This window comes from Sorangium sp. So ce448 (genome assembly GCF_051520915.1).
Lineage (GTDB): Bacteria > Myxococcota_A > Polyangia > Polyangiales > Polyangiaceae > Sorangium > Sorangium cellulosum_B.
In genome coordinates this window covers 1442152-1462303 of the sequence record NZ_CP150343.1, presented here as the reverse complement: position 1 = coordinate 1462303, position 20152 = coordinate 1442152, and the positions used below count along the sequence as shown (strand labels likewise).

The following is a 20152-nucleotide window of genomic DNA, read 5'->3' as shown; positions in this document are numbered from 1 at the left end:
CGCTCCCCTCGCACGATGCTGCCGCCGAGGAGACCCACGGCGCCTCGAACTTGTACAAGGTTGCCCCCTCGGACGACCCACGGCGCCTCGAACCTGTACAAGGTTGCCCCCCTCGGACGATCCCGGTTTCCTTCGGTACACACCGATCCGTCTTTGTTGACCCGGTGCGCGGCCCCAGGCACCATCGGCGCGCAGCGCCCGGCCGGCCGGCCGGCCTGCATGGCCGGAGGCTCGACTCCGGCTCGCTCCCCTTCCCTAACAAGCTGTTGAGGTGCTTTGATGCCCGTTCGTACGATGCTCTTGCTCTGCTTCGCGCCCTTCGTCATTGGCGCTCTCCACGGTTGCGGCGGCGATGACGGTGGCGGCGAGACCTCCGGGGGATCGTCGCTCGGTGACTGTCCGCCGGACTCGGCCGCGCAGGCGGATACGGGCTACCAGGCGCTCCAGACGCAGTGCGCGCCCTGTCATTTGTCGACCTCGGAGGGCGCGTCGCGCATCGGCGCTCCGGACGATGTCAACGTCGATGACCCCGCCAGCGTCACCGCCGAGGCGGAGGAGATCCTCGAGGAGATCCGGATCGGCGGGGCGAATGGCGGGGACGGGATGCCCATCGGCTCGAAGCTCTCCGACGACACGATCGAGGCCATCCGGGTCTTCCTCGCCTGCGACGCGGCACAGTAACGCCGCGTCTCTGCCCCGCCCGCTTCCCACCACGTCCTAACGCCGGCGCGCCAGCTCACGAGAGGGCGCGCCGGCGGCTCGCAGGCGCGCCGCTCGCCTCGATCGCTGTGCGATCGCGCGATCCGGAGTATGGTGCAGGCATGTTCAGGCTGGATGCCCGCTCCGGGGCCGCCGCGCTCGCGCTGGCCGCCACGCTCGCGCTGACCGCGTCGCTCGGCGCCTCGTGCGCCGGCGCGCCCCCCGCGCAGCGCGGGGCGGCGGCCTGCCCGCCGCTCTGCCCGCAGCCGGCGCCCCCGCCGAGCGCAGCGCCGGCGGGGCCCGTCGTCCCGGGCACGCCGGGCGAGGCGCCGGCGTTCGACCCCGAGCGCCTCACCCTCGTGCTGGACGATCCGCGGCTCGCGCAGGTGCAGAAGCTCGTCGAGCAGGAGGCGTACGCAGGCGCGGCCACGGCGATGGCCCAGGCGCTCTCGGCGCCCCTGTCGCCCGCGGACGCGGCGGCGTTTCGCTACCAGCTCGGGCGGCTGCGCGCCCTCGCGGGCGATCCCGTGGGCGCGGCGAAGGAGTACGACGCCGCGGCGGCGGCGGGCGGGCCGCTCGCGGATCACGCGAGGTTCGCGGCGGCCGATCTCCTCGCCAGGGCGGGGCAGCCCGACGCGGCGCTCGAGCGCGCGCGCGCCGTCGCGTCGGACGTCGCGATCGCCGACGAGCTCGATCGCATCGTCGCCGGCGCGCTCGCCGACAAGGGCGACATCGAGGGCGCGGCCGCGCGCTGGCGCGCTTACCTCGCCCGCAGCTGGCCGGCGTCGACGTGGGTGCCCGAGGCGCTCCGCTTCGCCCGCGCGCTGCTCCGCCACCCGAGCGAAGACCACGCCGAGGAGGCGATCCGCGTCACCCGGCGCGTCATCGACGAGGCGCCGGGCGGCGCCGGCGCCGGGGAGGCGAAGGAGATCCAGGACCAGGCCCTGTCGACGCTGCCGTTCGCGCGGCGCAAGCCGTTCCTCGACCTGGGCCCCGCCGATCTGCTCGCCCGCGCGCGTGCCCTGCTCGCCTCGCGCCAGGACAAGGAAGCGCTCGCCGTCACCGACGCGCTGATCGCCCTCCCCGAGGCCCAGGCGCCCTCGGCCTTCGCCTGCGACGCGTTCGCCGCGCGCGGCGAGGCGCTCGGGCGCCTCCGGCGGCGGGCCGAGGCCGCCGACCTCTTCGGCACGGCCATCGAGCGCTGCGGGCCGGCCGCGCCCGCCGCCGCAGGCGGGACGCCCGCTGCAGGTGCGAGCGCGCCCGCCGCCGCAAGCGCGGTCCCCGCCGCTGCAGTTGCCAGCGCGCCCGCCCCGCGGCGGCCCGAGGCCCTCTACAACGCCGGGCGCGCGTCGCTCCGCGTCGATCGGCACGCCGAGGCGGCCGCGCGCTTCGCGCTGCTCGAGAAGGAATACCCGGATCACCGGCTCGCGGACGACGCGCGCTACCTCGGCGCGCGCGCGCTGCTCGGGCTCGGGGACCAGGCGCAGTTCGTGCAGCTGCTCACCGCCATGCCCGACGACTACCCGTCGGGCGACATGGTCGCCGACGGCCTGTTCGAGCTCGCGCTCTTCGAGATGGAGCGCGGCGACTGGGCGGGCGCGGTCAGGCCGCTCGAGCGCGCGCTCGAGCGGTTCCCGCACGAACGGGCGTACCACGCCGCCGGCAGGCTCCCCTATTACCTCGGGCGCGCCCACATCGAGACGGGCTCGCCCGACAAGGGGAAGGCGCTGCTCGAGCAGGTGATCCGCGACTACCCGCTCTCTTTCTACATGGCGCTCTCCCACGCGCGGCTCGCCGACGTGGACCCCGCCGCCGCCCAGCGCGCCCTGTCCGCGGCCCTGGAGCGCGACGCGAGCGCGCCGTACACCGAGCTCAGGAGCCCGCTCTTCGCGCAGCCCGCGTTCACGCGCGCGGTCGAGCTCGCGCGCCAGGGGGAAGCGAAGCTCGCGCGGCGCGAGCTCGACCTGCTGGGCGTCGGGGGCAAGACGGCGCCGCGCGAGGTGATGTGGGCCTCGGCGTTCCTGCTCGCGCGCTCGGGCGCGCTGCCGCAGTCGTACAGCATCCTGCGCACCGCCATGGCGGCGCCCGCGGCCGTCGAGCTCGCGGGCGAGTGGGTCGATCACTACCCGGTCGGGCGCTGGCGCGGCGCCTGGGAGCTCGCCTTCCCGCGCCCCTTCTCCGGCCTCGTCGCCGCGGAGGCCAAGCGGAGCGGGATCCCCGAGGCCCTCGCCTACGCGATCATGCGCGAGGAGTCGGCCTTCGACCCGAGGGTGGCCTCGCCGGCCCAGGCGTTCGGGCTGATGCAGCTCATCGTGCCGACAGCGAAGCTCGTGGCCAAGCCGCTCGGGCTGCCGTGGAGCGCCGACGCGCTGAAGCGCCCCGAGGTGAACATCGCGCTCGGCTGCCGCTATCTGTCGCAGCTGCGCGGCCAGTTCTCGGACAACCCCCTGCTGGCGATCCCCGCCTACAACGCGGGCGGCGGCGCGCCGAAGCGATGGATCGCGGAGCGCCCCTCGCAGAGCTTCGACCTGTGGGTCGAGCGCATCCCGTACGAGGAGACGCGGCTCTACACGAAGCGCGTGATGACGAGCCTCGCCGTCTACGAGCTCCTCTACGCCGGCGCTCAGCCGGGCGAGGCCCTGCGGACGCCGCTCCCCGCGAGCCCGGCCGCGCGCTCGGCCGTGGCGAACGCCGCGCCCTGACCCGCGCCGGCGGAACCGGAAGCCAAACGCCGAAGCGCCGGCGGAAGCCGCATACCGCCGAGGTTTCGGCGAGCGGGCCGCGCTCAAGCTTTGGTAGAGTCCGCGTGTGATCGACCCATCGAGCCCTTCCCATCAGCTCGTGGGCGCCGTGCTCAACGGGCGCTTCCGGATCCTGCGTCTCCTCGGCGAGGGGGGCATGGGCGCGGTCTACGAGGCCGAGGGCCTTCGCGGCGAGGGCAAGCGGGCGATCAAGGTGCTCCACCCCGAGTTCACGCAGGAGGAGCAGGTCCTCCACCGCTTCTTCGCCGAGGCGGAGGCGACGAGGGGGTTCGTCCACCAGAACATCGCCTCGGTCTTCGAGGCGACCCGCGCCGAGGACGGCACGCCGTACCTCGTCATGGAGCTCCTGCAGGGCGTCCCGCTCGCCGCGTACATCGACACGGGCAACCCGATCCCCCCGCAGCAGGCCGTGCCGATCATCCACGAGGTGCTCCAGGCGCTCATGGCGGCGCACAGCCACAGGGTGATCCACCGCGATCTGAAGCCGGAGAACCTGTTCCTCATCCGCGACCCGCGCGGGGGCTTCCGCGTGAAGGTGCTCGACTTCGGCATCGCGAAGGTGATGGACGCGGCCGGCGGAATGGGCCTGAAGACCCGCGCCGGCACGCTCCTCGGGACGCCCGGCTACATGAGCCCCGAGCAGATCAAGAACGCGCAGGGCGTCGACGCGCGCGCCGATCTCTGGAGCGTCGGCGTGATCTTCTACGAGATGCTCACGGCGACGCAGCCGTTCCCAGCCGAGAACGAGTTCGCGCGGCTCACCGCCGTGCTCGCCAAGGAGGTGCGCCCGATCGAGCAGGTCGCGCCCCACCTCGCGGCCTGGGGCCTCTTCTTCCAGCGCGCCCTCTGCAAGGACGTGGCAGGGCGCTTCCAGACGGCCGAGGAGATGGCGCAGACGCTCGGCGCCATCGCGCACCGCACGGGCATCGCGACGCCCAGCACGCGGCCCGATGCGCCGGCGTCGCCCGCGCTGACGCACCAGCTGCCCTCGCTGCCTCCGCCGCAGCCGCTTCAGAGCCCGACGCAGCCGCCGCAGAACATGGCGCAGCCGCCGCAGAACGTCACGCAGCCGGTGCAGAGCGTGCCGCCGGTCGCGTCCAGGATCCCGACGGTGCCCCCGCCGCGCATGACGGCGCCGCCCATCCAGGCGTCCCCGTCGGTGGCCCCCACGGCGACCTTCTCGGCCAGGCCGACCCACATCAGCGCGCAGCAGCCCGCCGGCGTGCCGACGCTCACGGGCGGCCACTACGACGTGCGGGTCGTGGACGTCCCCCTGGTCGCCGAGGGCGGGGGCTCGGAGGGCGCTGCCTGGTGGCTCGTGGGGCTCATCGGGCTCGTGTGCCTCGGCGTCGGCTTCGCGCTGGGCGTGCTGGTGAGCCGGTGAGCGCATGAACGGAAGCGCCCGCGTCCGCGCCCTGCTCGCCGTCACCTGCGCCGCCGGCGCCCTGGGCGCGCCGCGGCCCACGCTCGGCGACCCGCCCGCGGAGCCCCCCGTGCCGGTCGTCGATCTGCACGTCGACGTGCCCTGGCAGGTCCACTTCAAGGGGCGCGACAGGCGCCTCGGCGAGGGCCACGCCCGCAGGGAGACGCTCGTCGCGGGCCACTACCTCGGCATCGTGCTGCCGATCTACCTGCCCGACCAGGCGCGCCCCGAGGGCCCGCAGATCGAGGACGCCAGCGCGGTCCTCGCGACGATCGAGGCGATCATCGCCGCGAACCCGGTGCTCCTCCCGCTCGGCGCGGCGCGCGCCGAGCCGGGGAAGATCAGCACCTTCCTCTCGATCGAGGGGGCCGGCGCGTTCGCGGCGGACATCGCGCAGATCGACCGCTTCATCGCGCGCGGCGTGCGGCTCATCAGCCCGAACCACGCGAAGAACACGCGGCTCTCGTCGTCCGCGACCGGCGAGCCGGCGGCGTACGGGCTGACCGAGCTCGGCAAGCGGTTCTGCGAGCGCGTCTACGACCAGGGCGCCCTGATCGACGTCTCGCACATCTCGGACGCCGCGTTCGCGGATCTCGTCCCGATCGCCGCGGCGCACGGCGCGCCGATCGTCGCGACGCACTCGAACGCGCGCGCGCTGGCGAACCGGCCGCGCAACCTGACCGACGAGCAGCTGCGGCTCATCGCGCGGAGCGGCGGGGTCGCGGGGCTCAACTTCCACGCCCCCTTCGTGAACGGCACGAGCGAGGCGGACGTCGACGACGTGGTCGCGCAGGTCGATCACATGGTCCGCGTGGCCGGCGTCGATCACGTCGCGATCGGCTCCGATTTCGACGGCGGCATCGTCCCGCCGAGGGGGCTCGGCGACGCGTCGGCGCTGCCGGCGCTCGCCGCGCGGCTCAGGCAGCGCGGCATGTCGCGCGAGGACGTGGTGAAGATCTTCGCGCAGAACGCGCTGCGCATCCTCGGCTGGCGGCCGGCGATGGATGCGAAGAGCGCGAGCGCGGCCAGCGGCGCGCGCCCGTAGCCGGGGGCCGCCGCGCGACGAGGCGGGGGGCCAGGCCAGCGGCGCCTGCGGCGCGGTCTCGGCGGCGATCGACGCCATCCTGCGCCAGGGCGCCGCCGTGCAGGTCGCGGTGACGCCGCCGGCCTGCCAGGCGAACGCCCAGGCCGGGGCGCGGTGCAGCGGCTCGTGCGACGTGCAGCTGGATCCGGGGCAGATCGTGGCGCAGTGCGAGCCCGCGCGGCTCTCCGGCTATTGCCAGGGTCGCTGCGCGGGGCGGTGCGACGGGCGCTGCACCGGGCAGTGCCGGGGGCAGTGCTCCGCCTACGACGCGCAGGGCCGCTGCGTGGGGCAGTGCAACGGCGAGTGCGACGGCGGCTGCGACGCCACGTGCCACGCGCGCTGCGAAGGCACCTGGCAGGCGCCGCAGTGCTCCGGGATGGTGCGGCCCCCGAGCGCCGACGCCGAGTGCGAGGCGAGCTGCCGCGCGCACGCGGACGTCTACGCGGCCTGCACGCCGGCGCTGGTCCAGGTGCGCGCGTCGCATGGCGCCGAGATGGCCGCGCGGCTCGCCGCGACGCTGCAGGCCAACCTGCCGGCGCTGCTGCACGCCGAGGTGGCGCTCGGCCGCCGGCTCCTCGGCGACGCCCAGACGGTGGTCCAGGTCGGCGCCGCGCTCCCGCGGATCGTGGGCGACGCGGGAGCGCGCGCGCTCGCGTGCGTCGCCGGGGCGGCCGAGGCCTCGACGAGCGCGTCGGTGCGCATCCAGGTGAGCGTGCGCGCGAGCGCGAGCGTCACGGGGCGCGTCGGGGCGACGGGCGGATAATAACGTGGCTGCCGCGGGTCAGCGCCCGCGCCCGTGCCGCGCGGCGCGCCGTCGCGAGGCCCGATCCGTCGATGCGCGCTCGCGCCGGCGAGGATGTCCCGGTCGCAGCGTCCGGCGCCGGCGCCCGAAGCGGCGCCGAGCGCCTTCGCCTGCATGGATGGCATGGACGGCGCCGCGCCCCTCGGACTACCCTCCGGCTCCCGCCGGGAGGATCCCATGACCGATCTCGACGACCGCTGTCTCGACACGTTCCCCGAGTGGCTGCGCAGCCTCGCCTCGGACGCCACGGATCTGGCGGGCCTGCTCGCCTCGCCGGAAAGCCCGGAGGCCACGCGCCGCTCGCTCGCGGGGGGCCTCAACTACCTCTTCAAGTCGCTCGACCTCATCCCGGACGGCATCGAGGATCTCGGCTTCCTCGACGACGCCTTCGTGCTGCGCGTCGCCGCGTCCTTCGCCGCGGCGGAGAGCCCGGAGCTGCGCGACCAGGCGCCGGCCCTCGCGCGGCTCGCCCGCGACGCGGAGCTCATCGCCGAGCTGCTCGGCGGCGACTACGCCCGGCTCAAGGGCTACGTGCGCTCGCTGGAGAAGGGCGCCGCGCGCGGCCGCACCGTCGACGACATCCTGAGCGACGAGCAGGTCCGCACCTCGTTCATGCACGAGATCACCGGCTGGGCGTCGAGCTACACGGCACCGAGCTTCAGCCGTGACGCGAAGAACCTGATCAAGCTGAAATCCTTCCTCTCCGCCAAGCTCCCGGCCTGATCGCGCGCGTCGAGGCGCCGCCGCAGCGCGTTCACCGCCGGCCATGGTACACCCCCGATCATCCCCCGGAGGATCGCGTCCGATGTCAGCCGCTCCCCGCCTCACCGCGCTGCTCGCCGCACTGCTCGCCGCGGGCTGCGACGCCGACCGACCTGCCTCGACGGCGCACAGCCCGGCTGCCGCCGCCTCATCTCCGCCCTCGCGCTCCACCGCGGCCCCGGCCGCGCCGCCGCCCGACGCGGATCGCTCCTACGCCTACCCGGCCGCCGATCGCGTGGTCGCCATCGGCGACGTCCACGGCGACCTCGCGGCAACGCGCGCGGCCCTGCGGATCGCGGGCGCGATCGACGGCGCGGATCGCTGGATCGGCGGCAAGCTCGTGCTCGTACAGACGGGCGACGAGCTCGACCGCGGCGACGGTGAGCAGGAGATCGTCGACCTCTTCGATCGCCTCGCCGTCGAGGCGCGCGCCGCCGGCGGCACCGTGTACGCGCTGAACGGCAACCACGAGGTCATGAACGTCCAGCTCGATTTCCGCTACGTCACCGAGGGCGGCTTCAAGGACTTCGAGGACGTGCCCGGGCTCGACGCGTCGGGCCCCCGCCTCGCGCCGGTGCCGCCCCCCGCGCGAGCCCGCGCCGCCGCGTTCGCCCCCGGCGGTCTCTACGCCAGGAAGCTCGCGGCGCGCGACGTGATCATCGCGGTCGGCGACACCGTCTTCGCGCACGGCGGCGTGCTCCCGGCCCACGCGCGCTACGGCATCGCGCGGATCAACCGCGAGGTGCGCGCGTGGATGGAGGGGAAGAGCCCCTCCACGCCGGCCGTGATCGCGGCCGAGGACAGCCCGGTGTGGGCGCGCCTCTACTCGAGCGAGCCGCCGCCGGCCCCGGGGTCGCCCCCCTGCGCAGCGCTCGACCAGACCCTCGCGGCGATGTCCGCGAAGCGCATGGTCGTGGGCCACACGGTCCAGAAGCACGGCGTCACGTCGGCCTGCGGCGACAAGATCTGGCGGATCGACGTCGGCATGGCGTCGCATTACGGCGGAAAACCAGCAGCGCTGGAGATTGTCGGTGACACCGTGCGCGTCTTGACGGCCGAGACAACCAAGGCAACCGAGGCGGCCGACGCGTCCGGCGCAACTGACGCGGCCAGCGCGGCCGGCGCGGCCAAACCGAAAAAATAGACGTGATTGTGAGAAAACTTCAGCGCCGTCCACAATGCGATCGCGTGTCGTCCACGACCATGTGCACGTTCACAGCCACGCTGACACGCGCCAGCGCGAGAAGCCCCTGGGCGCGGCCACCAGCGCATTGACGCGCGCCGCGAAGACCGGGTAACGTGAATAGCAAACTGGGGTTCTTCGATCCCCAGGGGAAGGGAATCAGATGCCCGAGCGACCGCTCGCGCTGATCCACGAGGCGAATCTGAGCGACGGGGTGCCTACCCTGACGCTCGGCGAGCGGCGCCCCCCCCTTCCGGTCCCCTGTGCTGCGCCCGCGCTTCCGAGCCGGTGCCGGCAGGTCGAGCGCTGTACCGCGTGGCTCGACGCGGGGAGCGGCTGATGGACGACGACGAGCTGCTGCGCGCCCTGACGCGCATCGCACAGCGGGATCCGACGACCGATCCGCGCTGGCGCAGGCTCGCCGAAGAGACGCGCCCGGAGGACGCGCAAAACGCTCCGGGAGACGCCGCGGCGCGCTCGAGCCCCGAGCGGGAGGAGCGCGAAGTCCGGCCGCCCCTCGACGACGAGACCCGCGCCCGGCTCTCCGACCAGCTCCTCGCCCAGCTCCGGGAGCCGCGCGGCGGTGCGCCCGCGCCGTCTCCGCTGGCGCGTCCAGCGGTCGATCGGAAGTCGGGGATCCGCTTCCGGTGCCCCGAGGAGTGGGACTGCGACGCGGAGGAGGCGAGCGACGTCGCCGATGCCGCGCCGCTCGGCGCGGACGCCGACTCGCTCAGCGGGACGAGCGCGCCGTCCACCACGGACGCGCCGGTCTGTCGCGCGATCGACGGCGAATCGGTGCCGCCCGGGACATCGGAGCCGCCGCGTGATGCGCGCTCGAGCGCGGCGCCCGGGCAGCCTGCCCAGCGCGCGCAGGACGGCGCGGACGCGCTCGCCAGGCCGCCGCGCAAGGGCCTGCCTCACCCCGAGCTGGTCGTCGAGCGGCGGAGCGCGCGGCGGACGACGCCGGCGGCGCGGGCCCGGGCAGCCGTGGGCGTGGTCGGCTGGGTCGTGTCGGCGGCGCTCGTGTCGCTGCTCGCGCTGCGGCCCGCGCCGTTCGCGCCGGGCGCCGCCCCGCTCCCCGACTACACGCTCGCGACGACGACCCTCGGCGACGGCGCACAGCAGGGAGATCGCGGCCCAGGCGCCCCGCGCCACGTCGGCAGGGGCGAAAGGCTCACGATCGCGCTCTCGCCCGGCACGCGCGTGCCAGCGCCGGTCGCGGTAAGGGCGTTCCTGGTGCAAGGCGGGAGCGCGCGCCCGTGGTCCGTGGAGCTGGCGCTGGATGGCGTCGGCGGCGCGAGCATCTCGGGCACGCGCGAGGCGCTGTTCCGGGACGTCGCGGTGGGTCTTTGCGAGGTCGTCCTGGTGGTCGGCCACCCCGACGCGATGCCGGGCCCGGACGACCCGCTGCCCGACGAGGACGCCATCCACCTGGCGGGCGGCCGGCTCCTGCGGCAGCGATTGTTCCTTGACTGACCGCCGCCTGCACGCATGAGGTAGCCCGTCCTTCCCCCGGCGAGGGAGGCCCGCCTCGCCCGCGGGCCTGCGGGGCGCGCTCGACCCGGCGCGCGCCGCCGTCCCTGGCCGGGAAGGGCAGAGGGCATCACGCATGAACCGACGGATGTTCAAGAGCAAGATCCACCGCGCGACCGTGACCCACGCGGATCTGCACTACGAGGGCAGCGTCACGATCGACGCCGACCTCCTGGAGGCCGCCGACATCTTGCCGTACGAGGCGGTCGACATCTGGAACGTGACGCGCGGCTCCCGGCTGACCACGTATGCGCTCGCGGGGGCGCGCGGCTCGGGCGTCGTGTGCATCAACGGCGCGGCGGCGCACCTCAATCAGCCCGGCGACCTCGTGATCATCGCGACGTTCGCGGACATGGACGACGCCGAGGCGCGGCGGCACACGCCGCGCGTGCTCCGCGTCGACGGGCGCAACCGGCCGCTCGCCGACCAGCCGCCCGAGACGCCGGGCCCGCTCGCGCCCAACTGAGCGCGCGCGGGCCAGCCGGGCGCCTCGCGCCTCGCCCGAGACGCGCCCGCGCCGCGCGCCCGGCGAACCGGCGGAGCGCGCGCGTCACCCGGCGTGCGGCAGCGCCCGCGGGAGCGGCGCGCGGGCCAGCCGGACGAAGCGCGCCGAGAGCCCCGCCGCGACGGCGATGAGCCCCGCGGTGAGCCCGAACCAGAGCCCGCGGACGCCCAGCCCGAGCCCGAAGGCGAGCCCGATCGACAGCGGCAAGCCGAAGGCCCAGTGGGCCCCGAGGTTGGCCCAGAAGGGGAACCGCACGTCGCCTGCCCCGCGCAGCGCGCCGGCGGCGACCGCCTGGACGCCGTCGAACAGCTGGAAGAGCGCGGCGATGCGGAGCAGCGGGACGCCGATGGCGAGGACGTCGGCGTCCGGGGTGAACGCGCCGATGAGGGCGCGAGGGAACGCGGCGTACATCGAGGCGCTCACGCACATGAGGCCGGCGCCGAGCAGGAGGCCGAGCACGCCGGGGCGCAGCGGCGACCGGCCCGCGCCGACCGCGTGCCCCACGCGGACGGCTGTGGCGCCGCCGACGCCGATGGCGCCCATGAACGTGAAGGACGCGAGCCCGATGGCGATCTGGTGCGCCGAGACCACGGTCGCGCCGAGCCGCCCGGCGAGCAGCGCCGTCATCCCGAACACGCCGACCTCGGCGAGGAGCTGCAGCCCTATCGGCACGCCGAGCCGGTAGATCACCGCCACCGGCACCGCGCCCTCCTCCTCGCGGGGCGCCCCGCGCCGTCGCCCCGCCGCGAAGAGCACGATCGACGACAGCACCGCGCTGGCGAGGCTCGCGGCGAGCCCCGCGCCGAGCGCGCCGAGCTGCGGCAGGCCGAGCGGCGGCAGGCCCACCCAGCGCAGCGCCTCGTCGCCGCGGACCATCAGGTTGCAGGCCACGACGTTGACCGCGTTCGCCGCGACGACGGCGACGAGCGCGGGCCGCGTCGCGCCGTGGGCCTGGAGGAAGTTCTTCCCGGCGAGGAACACCGGCCAGAGGAAGATCCACAGCGCGTGGCCGAGGATGTACCGGCGCACGCCGGGGACGAGCGCCGGATCGACGCCCATGGGCGCGAGCGCGAAGGTCGCCGCGAGCGCGGCCCCGAACGCGACGACGCTGACGAGCAGGCTCGCGCGCAGGGTCGCGCGCAGCGCCGCCCACGCCAGCCCCGGGCGACCGGCGCCGATCGCCTGCGACGCGAGCGGATCGACCGCGGCCGAGACGCCCATCCCGAGCGCGTTGCTCGTGTGGACGATCGTCCTCCCCATCGCGCAGGAGGCGAGCTCGTTCACCGAGACACGCCCCACGATCGCGACGTCGACGAGCGCCATCGCGACGAGCCCCGCCTGCGCCACCGCGATCGGCAGCGCGAGGCGCGCGAGGGCGCGCAGCTCGGACCGCGCGCTGTCCGCGGCGAGAGGGGCGGAAGCAAGGTTCAAGGGTTCACCGGCTCGACGAAGGGGCGCCACCATAGCGCGCCGGGGTGGGCGCGCTCGCCGGAGGTGGGGTAAAGATCTAAAAGATCAACAGTTACGAAAGCTTATCGAGAAATCGAACGAGCCGGCTCGAGAGGAGAAGAACGAGAAGAAAACGCAAAGGCGCAAAGGCGCAAAGACGCAAGGGAGAGAGATAGGACCTCTCTCAGCTCCGGGCGTGGGCTTGGACGACAGCCCATTTCCGTGCTTCGGCCATCGCTCTGCGCCCAGCAGCGCTCAATCAATTCTCTCTCTTTTTTGCGACTTTGCGTCTTTGCGTCTTTGCGTTTTTTCTTCTTCCCCCCGCGCGTCGCCCCGCCCTCGTCGCGCCCGCGCCCCAGCCGTCACCAGGCGAGGTGCGCCCGCCCGTCGAGGTACACGCGCTGCGCCTCGCCGAGGCCCGTCGACTCGCCCTCCACGACGCGCAGGATCCCCGTCGCGGGCCCGAGCGTCACATCCCGCCCCGCCTCGAAGCGCTGCATCCGGACCAGGGCCCGGTAGGCCTTGTCGAGCAGCAGGGCCCGCTCGCGCGACGGCGCGACGAGGTACGCGAGATCGCGGTCGCCGCCTGGCGCGCCGCGCCGCACCTCGGCCTCGTCGAGCGCGCCGCCCGGGAAGAAGCGGGCGAGCATCTCCGCGTTCCCGCGGTAGTCGTCGGCCCCGCGCGCGCGGCGCAGGTAGGTCAGCACCTCCGGCTCCGCGTGGCCGGCCTGCGGCACGTCGGGCATGCCGCGCAGGTCCTGGTGCCGCCAGCCGGCCGCGCCGGGCACCTTGCGCGCCAGCGAGAAGGTGTGGTCCACCGTGACCCCCACCGCGCCGTGGCAGCCCATGCACGCCCGGTGCTCCTCCGCGGTCTGCAGCCGCAGCCGGCCCTGCTCGTCCTCGATGAACGCCTGGATCTGCCAGCCGAACGCGTTGCGCAGGCCGACCTCGGGCCCGCCCGGGTGGAACGGCGGCTGCCCCTCCGCCTTCTCTTCCGCCTCGCGCTCGTACGCGCGCGCGATCGCCCAGTCGTCCGGCTCGTCGACCTTGCGCGCGTAGCGCAGCTCCTTCATCCGCGCGGCGAGCAGCGCCGGGCGTTCCGGGTCGAGGTACCGCACCGAGTGCAGCAGCTCCGCCCCGCGCGGGTAGAGCCACGCCCGCACCGGGACGCCGGCCGCCCCGCCGGCGTACCGCGCGGGCAGGCGGACGACGCGCGTCACAGCGGGCTCGAGCGCGCCGTCGCCGTCGAGATCGAAGCCGGCGAGGAGCTCGCTCACCGGCTCCACCTCCCGCCCGGCGGCCGCGCCGGCGGGCCCGGCCGCGCCCTCCCTCGGCAGGGGCGACGGCGACGCGATCGCCGCCTCGAGCAGCGCGAGGTTCAGCTTGTACACCTCGCGCGACGGCGCGCCCGAGGCGTCCTCGCGGAACGCGGCCGGCAGCCGGAGGAAGACGTCGCCGGCGCTGCCGTTCGTGGGCCAGAAGCTGCCGGGGAACGGCTTGTAGCGGACCGCGCGGAAGCCGCTCCCGTCGCGCGCGAAGCCCTCCTCGTCGAGCCCGGCGCCGAGGTCGAGATCCGGCACGTAGCCCGGGTAATCCCGGCGCGCGGCGAGCGCCTCGCGCAGCGGCGCGTAGTTGTCCTCCCGGATGTACTCGAGGATCTCCGCGTCGCTCGTCCGGGCGGCGGCGGCCGAGAGGTCCTCGAGCAGGTTCGTCCAGGGGTTCTTCCGGGCCGCGTCCGAGAAGCTGGTCTCGCGCTGGAGCTCGTGATCGGCGAGCGTGTTCGGGCCGATCCCGATCGTGTGGCACGTCCAGCAGCCGTTCGCGCCGCTGGCCGTCGTCGCGTAACACATCGGCGGGATCGACGCCTCGGGGTTGCCCGCGCGCCCGGCGCGCGCGGCCGCGGTGGCGAGCGGGTCGTAGCCGCCCCCGCCGCAGCGCGCGCCCGCGGCGAGGACGGCGGACACCGCCGCGAAGGCCAGGGGCGCGGACAGCAGGCGCGCACGGCGGGCGGGCATCGCGGGGATCACTCGGGCAGGAAGGTGACCGCGATCACGCTCGACAGGGAGGCGTCGCCCTTCGGCCAGGTGCTGTAGGCGTTCTCGCCGGGGTGCTGCACCGACATGAAGATCGTGCCCATGTCGGGCGTGAAGGACGGGCCTGTCGCCTCCGCGTCGCTCGGCAGCCCCACGACGCGGAACGCCTTGCCGAAGCTCGGCTGGGTCACGCCCGGCTGGCCCGCGCGGTGGGCGGGGTCGAGATCGAGGTAGTAGAAGGCGTCCGCGTGCGAGGCCACGCCGAAGTTGCCGTCGGTGCCGAACCACACGCCGCCATCGCGGTCGAGGAGCAGGTTGTCCGGGCAGGAGGCGTCGAAGTCGCCCTTCCCCTTCGCGCCGTGCCAGACCTCGAAGTACAGGAACTCGGTCGACGCGCCCGGGTTCGCGGGGTCGGACTCCTCCAGAGCGAAGATCGAGCCCACGGCGTCCGCGCGCTTCGGGGACTGGGTGGGGTGGGTCGCCGGATCGAAGACCGCGCCGTCCTGATCGAGCGACGTCTGCCCCGTGTGGTTGGTGAACGCCACGTAGAGGCGCGGCGTGCCGCTCGGGTCGCGCGGGTTCCACTCGATGTCCTCGGGCCGGTTCAGCTCCATGATCCCGACCTTGTTGCTCACGGTGAACAGCGCGCGCCAGACGTCGTAATCCGTCTGGAAGCCGCCGATCCGGTTCCAGCTCACGTCGCGCAGCGCGTCGCCGACGGTCCTGGCCGGGTCGCCGAGCGCGGCCGCGTTCGGCGCGATGGCGGCGCTGTCGACGGAGAGCTCGATCCACTGCCCCGTGCCCGGGGCCGCCTCGGTCGGGGCCGCGTGGGTCGCGACAAGGGTGTTGCCAGTCGTGTTGTCGAGCCCGGCCATGTGCGCCGCGTAGAGCTTGCCCTCATCGAGCAGCGCGCGGATCGCCGCCCGCGTCATCCCGGCCGTGTACGCGCCGCTGGTCACGTACTTGTAGATGCGGCCGCCGCGGCGATCGTCGGTCCCGTAGACGACGATCGGCCGGCCGGGCACGAGCCTCCAGGCGTCGTCGACAGCGAACGTCGCGGCCTCCCAGCGGGCGCGGCCCATGAAGCCGAACTTCTTGTGGCCCGTGCCCGGCTGCGTCTTGCCGTCGTACTCGCCCGCGGGCTGCCCCGGGTCGATCTCGGTGAGATAACCGTAATGGTCGCGCGGCTGACGGCCGTTCGGATCGGAGATGCGCCCGAACTCCGCGCTGGTGCTCGCCTCGAAGACCGGGCTCACCGGCGCGCCCGGGTCGAAGCCCCGGCCGGTGAGGAACCTCTGATCGCCCGACCAGCTCGCCTCGAGATCACCGTAGTAGTCCTGCACGTTCTCCTCGGCGGTGATCACCGTGCCCCACGGCGTCTGCCCGCCGGCGCAGTCGCCCATGATGCCGGCCACGAGCCCGCCCGCGAGCGCCGCGCCTGTCGTGTCGTCGTGGCCCGGACTCGAGAGCTCGTGCCCCGCGAGGCGGCTCAGCGTCTTGCTCGTCGCGTCGTAGCGGACGGCGGTCGCGCTCCGGTCGACCGACCATGCGCCCGTCGCCGGGTCCTGCACGGTCCGGAGCCAGGAGCCGCCGACCTCCTTCTTTTCCCAGCGGATATAGGTGTCGACGTCCGCCTGCGACCAGACGTTCGACTCGACATCATTCGTGAGGACGCCGAGCTTGCGCAGGTGCCGGGCCAGCGTGAGGTGCTGCCCGGTCGGCGCGGAGCTGACCGTCGGGCTCCGCCCGGAGACGTACTCGTGGTTGACCCAGAGCCACCCGGCGTTGGCGGAGCCGTTCCACTGCGGCGCGTCGCCCGCGGTGGCGGCCCACCCTTCGCCGAAGAACGCGGTGTAATCGTTGTTGGCGCCGAAGCGGGGCGCTTCCGGCGCGGTGCTGAAGGTCAGCGGATCGAGCCAGGTCACCACGATGTCGGAGCGCACGCCGGCGAGCGCCCGGATGGTATCGGTCGCGGCCGCGCGGAGCGGGAACTGCTCGCCCTCGGGCAAGTTGCCTGTGGCGAACAGCGCGACGCGCTCTCTCACGTAGTGCGCGAGGTTCGCGGCGCTGCTCCACACCGGCGCGTCCTCGCCGGGCTCACCGGGCTCCCCTGGCGCTCCAGGTTCACCAGGCGCCCCGGGCTCACCAGGCGCCCCGGGCTCACCGGGCGCTCCGGGCTCACCGGGCGCCCCAGGCTCGCCGGGCGCCCCGGGCTCACCGGGCGCCCCAGGCTCACCAGGCGCTCCGGGCGCCCCAGGCTCACCAGGCGCCCCAGGCTCACCGGGCGCCCCAGGCTCACCGGGCGCCCCAGGCTCCCCCTGCTCACCGTTCGCGCCGTCCTTGCCCGGTGCGCCCTGTTCACCGGGCGCCCCGGGCGCGCCCTTCGCGCCATCCTCGCCGCAACCGCTCCCGATCGCGGCAAGACCGCCTGCGAGCACCAGGAGCAACGCCGTCCTCAGGGTCCGCCTCGTCATCATGTCCTCGTCTCCGCCGGGTAATGGCCGCAGACGATGCCTGGCGACGGTGGCGCCCCAATGCCCCTCACGCGACGAGTTGTTGTCAGAGATCCCCTGACCCTCGATCGGGCGTGTCAGGAGCACCGCCCGACCGGCGGCCATGCAACGGGGCCACGGCGAAGATCCCTCAGAGGAACAGCGGAGCTGCGTTGCTCGTCATGACCGCGCGGCCGTCGTCGCCGCGCTACTCGTCGTCCTCGTCGGGCACGACGACGTCTTGACCGAAGCGCGCGCGCGCCTCCAGCAGCTCCCTGTCCGAGATCCAGGTGCGCTCGCAGCCGAGGAGCGGCTCTACCTGATAGACGTCCTTGCGCTGCTCGCCGTGTCCGTCTTCGAGGACCCGGACTACCTCGTGATGGAGGCCGCAGGTGGGGCAGAGCGCTCGCATGAAGGCTCCCTATAGTGCGGGCGCGCTGGGCGCAAGGCCCTCCCCTGCGCGCCGAAGGCCGCGGAGCGGCGTCGGGCGGCGGGGGAGGTCAGCGCGTGCGAGAGGGGAGCGAAAGGGCGCGGGGAGCGCCGAGCGCGAGAGGAGACGCCCGGCTCAGGCCGTGGCGCGGGCGCCGGCAGCGGCGGTCGCCTTCTCGTCCGACTTGATCCGCATCCCGTAGAAGGAGCGGTACACGAACACCGTCGAGAGCACGAAGAAGATGCCCGCGAGAACGAGGCTCGTCCCGCGGTCGATCTCGATCGCCAGCTCGACCGCGAGGAGGCCGAACAGCGTCGTGAACTTGATGATGGGGTTCATCGCGACGGACGAGGTGTCCTTGAAGGGGTCGCCCACGGTGTCGCCGACGACCGTCGCCGCGTGAAGCGGCGTGCCCTTCTCCTTCAGCTCCACCTCGACGAGCTTCTTCGCGTTGTCCCAGGCGCCGCCGGCGTTCGCCATGAAGATCGCCTGATAGAGCCCGAAGAGCGCGATGCTGATGAGGTAGCCGATGAAGAAGAACGGCTCGAGGCAGGCGAAGGCGAGCGTCGAGAAGAAGACGCCGAGGAAGATGTTGAACATCCCCCGCTGCGCGTACTGCGTGCAGATCTCGACCACCTTCTTGCTGTCGGTGATCGAGGCCTTCTCCACGCCCTCGAGGCGGATGTTCGCCTTGATGAACTCGACAGCGCGGTAGGCGCCTGTCGAGACCGCCTGGGTCGACGCGCCGGTGAACCAGTAGATGATCGCGCCGCCCGTCACGAGGCCGAGCAGGAACGGCGGGTGGAGCAGCGAGAGCTTGTCCACGTTCGTCGTCAGCTTGTTCGTGAGCACGACGATGATCGAGAAGATGAGCGTCGTCGCGCCGACGACCGCCGTCCCGATGAGCACCGGCTTGGCCGTCGCCTTGAAGGTGTTGCCCGCGCCGTCGTTCTCCTCGAGGTAGTGCTTCGCCTTGTCGAAGTTCGGGGTGAAGCCGAAGTCCTTCTTCAGCTCGGCCTCGACGTTCGGGACGTTCTCGATGAGCGAGAGCTCGTAGACCGACTGCGCGTTGTCGGTCACCGGGCCGTAGGAGTCGACCGCGATGGTCACCGGGCCCATGCCGAGGAAGCCGAACGCCACGAGGCCGAAGGCGAAGACGCTCTCGGCGATCATGAGCTGCCCGAGGCCCAGGGAGGAGAAGTAGTACGAGATGCCCATCAGCACGACCAGGACGAGGCCCATCCAGTACGCGCTGAAGTTGCCGGCCGTCAGGCCCGCGAGCACGTTCAGCGAGGCGCCGCCCTCGCGCGACGCGGTCACGACCTCGCGGACGTGGCCCGACTCGGTCGAGGTGAAGATCTTGATCATCTCCGGGATGATGGCGCCCGCCAGGGTGCCGCAGGTGATGATCGACGAGAGCTTCCACCAGAGCGTCGTGTCGCCCCCGAGGTTCGGGATCATGAACGCCGACACGGCGTAGGTGAGCGCGACCGACACGATCGAAGTCAGCCAGACGAGGCGCGTCAGGGGGGCCTCGAAGTTCATCTTGTCGGCGTCGGCGTAGGACGCCTTCGCGATCGCCTCGTTGAGGAGGTACGAGCCGATGCTCGCGAGGACCATCACGATGCGCATCACGAAGATCCAGACGAGCAGCTGGACCTGGACGGCCGTGTCGGGGACGGCGAGGAGGATGAACGAGATGAGCGCGACGCCGGTCACGCCGTAGGTCTCGAAGCCGTCGGCGCTCGGGCCGACCGAGTCGCCGGCGTTGTCGCCGGTGCAGTCGGCGATGACGCCCGGGTTGCGCGCGTCGTCTTCCTTGATGTTGAAGACGATCTTCATGAGGTCCGAGCCGATGTCGGCGATCTTCGTGAAGATGCCGCCCGCGATGCGGAGCGCGGAGGCGCCGAGCGACTCGCCGATGGCGAAGCCGATGAAGCACGGGCCGGCGTAGTCGGCAGGGATGAAGAGCAGGATCATCAGCATGAGCATGAGCTCGGTGCTGATGAGGACGGCGCCGATGCTCATCCCGGCCTTGAGCGGGATCGCGTACGTCGGGAACGGCTTGCCCTTGAGGCTCGCGAACGCGGCGCGTGAGTTCGCGAACGTGTTGATGCGCATGCCGAACCAGGCAACGCCGCAGCTGCCGGCGATGCCGACCAGGCTGGCCAGCAGGATGACCACGACCTTCGTGGCCTCCATGTGACGCAGCACGCCGAAGTAGAGAACCATGACCGCGCCGATCAGGATCTCGAGGACCAGGATGAACTTGAACTGCGTGACCAGGTACGTCTTGCAGGTCTCGTAGATGAGCTCCGAGATCTCCCGCATCGCGCGGTGGACCGGCAGCTTGTTCAGCTGCGAGAAGGTGACGAGCCCGAACACGAACCCGAGCGCGCAGACGCCGATGCCGGCCATGAGGAGCGTGCGGCCGTCGATGCCACCGAAGGACTGGGTGCTTAGGTCGGGAAGGACGAGATCGGATTCACTGGCGCTGGCGAGCCCGCCGCTGAGCAGCAGGGCAAGCGCGGCGAGCCCGGCCAGCATCGGTGCGAGCCAGGCCTTTTGGGACCGGAGAACGTTCATGGACGGTGTGCCTCCATCGCAAAAACCGAGGCAGGGAGGACGGCGCCATCGCCGCCTGCTGCTTCGTGGTTCCGAGGGGTTGGCCGCCTGCGTAAAGGGGAAGGGGACCGGCGCGCTGCCGGAGGGGCTCTTGCTCTAACGCCGACGCTTCAGCACAGCCTCGTCCCTCGACGACCGGAGGGTGACGGAGTGCCCAGTGCTGCCAGGCATGCCTCCACCGTGACCGGACCCCCGAGGCGCGCGCTAGCTACCATGCACCCGAGACGCCGTCGAGAGGGCGCGATGCGCGCCCCCGACGAGAGGGCCTGTCAGCGGCGCGACGTCAGGAGATAACTTAGGGAGATTACGTACGATGGTGAAAGAAAGAAGCGCGCACGACCGAACGCTGTCACACGCTGTCGCGTCCGGC

Annotated in this window: 15 protein-coding genes; 10 read left to right on the top strand and 5 right to left on the bottom strand. The window is 73.2% G+C overall.

What is annotated here, in order from left to right:
• Positions 1-279 precede the first annotated feature (279 nt).
• The 10 genes from WMF45_RS05350 (at position 280) to panD (ending at position 10714) form a co-directional block, all read left to right on the top strand.
• Positions 280-681 carry a c-type cytochrome gene (locus WMF45_RS05350; protein ID WP_437715879.1) on the top strand — a complete coding sequence of 134 codons (402 nt, stop codon included), beginning with the start codon at positions 280-282 and terminating at the stop codon, positions 679-681.
• 140 nt (positions 682-821) lie between these two features.
• Positions 822-3401 carry a transglycosylase SLT domain-containing protein gene (locus tag WMF45_RS05345; protein ID WP_437715878.1) on the top strand — a complete coding sequence of 860 codons (2580 nt, stop codon included), beginning with the start codon at positions 822-824 and terminating at the stop codon, positions 3399-3401.
• 106 nt (positions 3402-3507) lie between these two features.
• Positions 3508-4845, top strand: a complete 1338-nt coding sequence (locus WMF45_RS05340; protein WP_437715877.1) for a protein kinase domain-containing protein — start codon at positions 3508-3510, stop codon at positions 4843-4845.
• Positions 4846-4849: 4 nt separating this feature from the next.
• Complete coding sequence (locus WMF45_RS05335; protein WP_437715876.1) at positions 4850-5929, top strand: dipeptidase; 1080 nt, start codon at positions 4850-4852, stop codon at positions 5927-5929.
• On the top strand, positions 5889-6731 hold the full coding sequence (locus WMF45_RS05330) for a hypothetical protein (protein ID WP_437715875.1): 843 nt from the start codon (positions 5889-5891) through the stop codon (positions 6729-6731). The genes WMF45_RS05335 and WMF45_RS05330 overlap by 41 nt, the downstream gene beginning before the upstream one ends.
• A gap of 216 nt (positions 6732-6947) precedes the next feature.
• Positions 6948-7493 carry a DUF1232 domain-containing protein gene (locus WMF45_RS05325; RefSeq protein ID WP_437715874.1) on the top strand — a complete coding sequence of 182 codons (546 nt, stop codon included), beginning with the start codon at positions 6948-6950 and terminating at the stop codon, positions 7491-7493.
• An 82-nt stretch (positions 7494-7575) separates the two neighbouring features.
• Positions 7576-8676 (top strand): metallophosphoesterase, encoded by a 1101-nt coding sequence (locus WMF45_RS05320; protein WP_437715873.1) that lies wholly within the window; start codon positions 7576-7578, stop codon positions 8674-8676.
• Between the two features lie 202 nt (positions 8677-8878).
• Positions 8879-9055 carry a hypothetical protein gene (locus tag WMF45_RS05315; RefSeq protein ID WP_437715872.1) on the top strand — a complete coding sequence of 59 codons (177 nt, stop codon included), beginning with the start codon at positions 8879-8881 and terminating at the stop codon, positions 9053-9055.
• Positions 9055-10191: a hypothetical protein gene (locus WMF45_RS05310; RefSeq protein ID WP_437715871.1), complete on the top strand. Its 1137-nt coding sequence runs from the start codon at positions 9055-9057 to the stop codon at positions 10189-10191. The genes WMF45_RS05315 and WMF45_RS05310 overlap by 1 nt, the downstream gene beginning before the upstream one ends.
• Positions 10192-10324: 133 nt before the next feature.
• Positions 10325-10714, top strand: a complete 390-nt coding sequence (gene panD / locus WMF45_RS05305; RefSeq protein WP_437297999.1) for an aspartate 1-decarboxylase — start codon at positions 10325-10327, stop codon at positions 10712-10714.
• 84 nt (positions 10715-10798) lie between these two features.
• On the opposite strand, the gene WMF45_RS05300 is transcribed toward panD, so the two are convergent.
• The 5 genes from WMF45_RS05300 to WMF45_RS05280 all read right to left on the bottom strand — a co-directional run bounded on the left by WMF45_RS05300 (position 10799) and on the right by WMF45_RS05280 (position 19743).
• Positions 10799-12184: an MATE family efflux transporter gene (locus WMF45_RS05300; protein WP_437715870.1), complete on the bottom strand. Its 1386-nt coding sequence runs from the start codon at positions 12182-12184 to the stop codon at positions 10799-10801.
• A gap of 380 nt (positions 12185-12564) precedes the next feature.
• Positions 12565-14217: a hypothetical protein gene (locus WMF45_RS05295; RefSeq protein ID WP_437715869.1), complete on the bottom strand. Its 1653-nt coding sequence runs from the start codon at positions 14215-14217 to the stop codon at positions 12565-12567.
• Positions 14218-14225: 8 nt separating this feature from the next.
• Entirely contained in the window at positions 14226-16712 is a 2487-nt protein-coding gene (locus WMF45_RS05290; protein ID WP_437715868.1) for an alkaline phosphatase PhoX, read from the bottom strand.
• Between the two features lie 223 nt (positions 16713-16935).
• Positions 16936-17139 carry a hypothetical protein gene (locus WMF45_RS05285; protein WP_437297996.1) on the bottom strand — a complete coding sequence of 68 codons (204 nt, stop codon included), beginning with the start codon at positions 17137-17139 and terminating at the stop codon, positions 16936-16938.
• A 153-nt stretch (positions 17140-17292) separates the two neighbouring features.
• On the bottom strand, positions 17293-19743 hold the full coding sequence (locus tag WMF45_RS05280) for a sodium-translocating pyrophosphatase (RefSeq protein WP_437715867.1): 2451 nt from the start codon (positions 19741-19743) through the stop codon (positions 17293-17295).
• Positions 19744-20152: the final 409 nt, after the last annotated feature.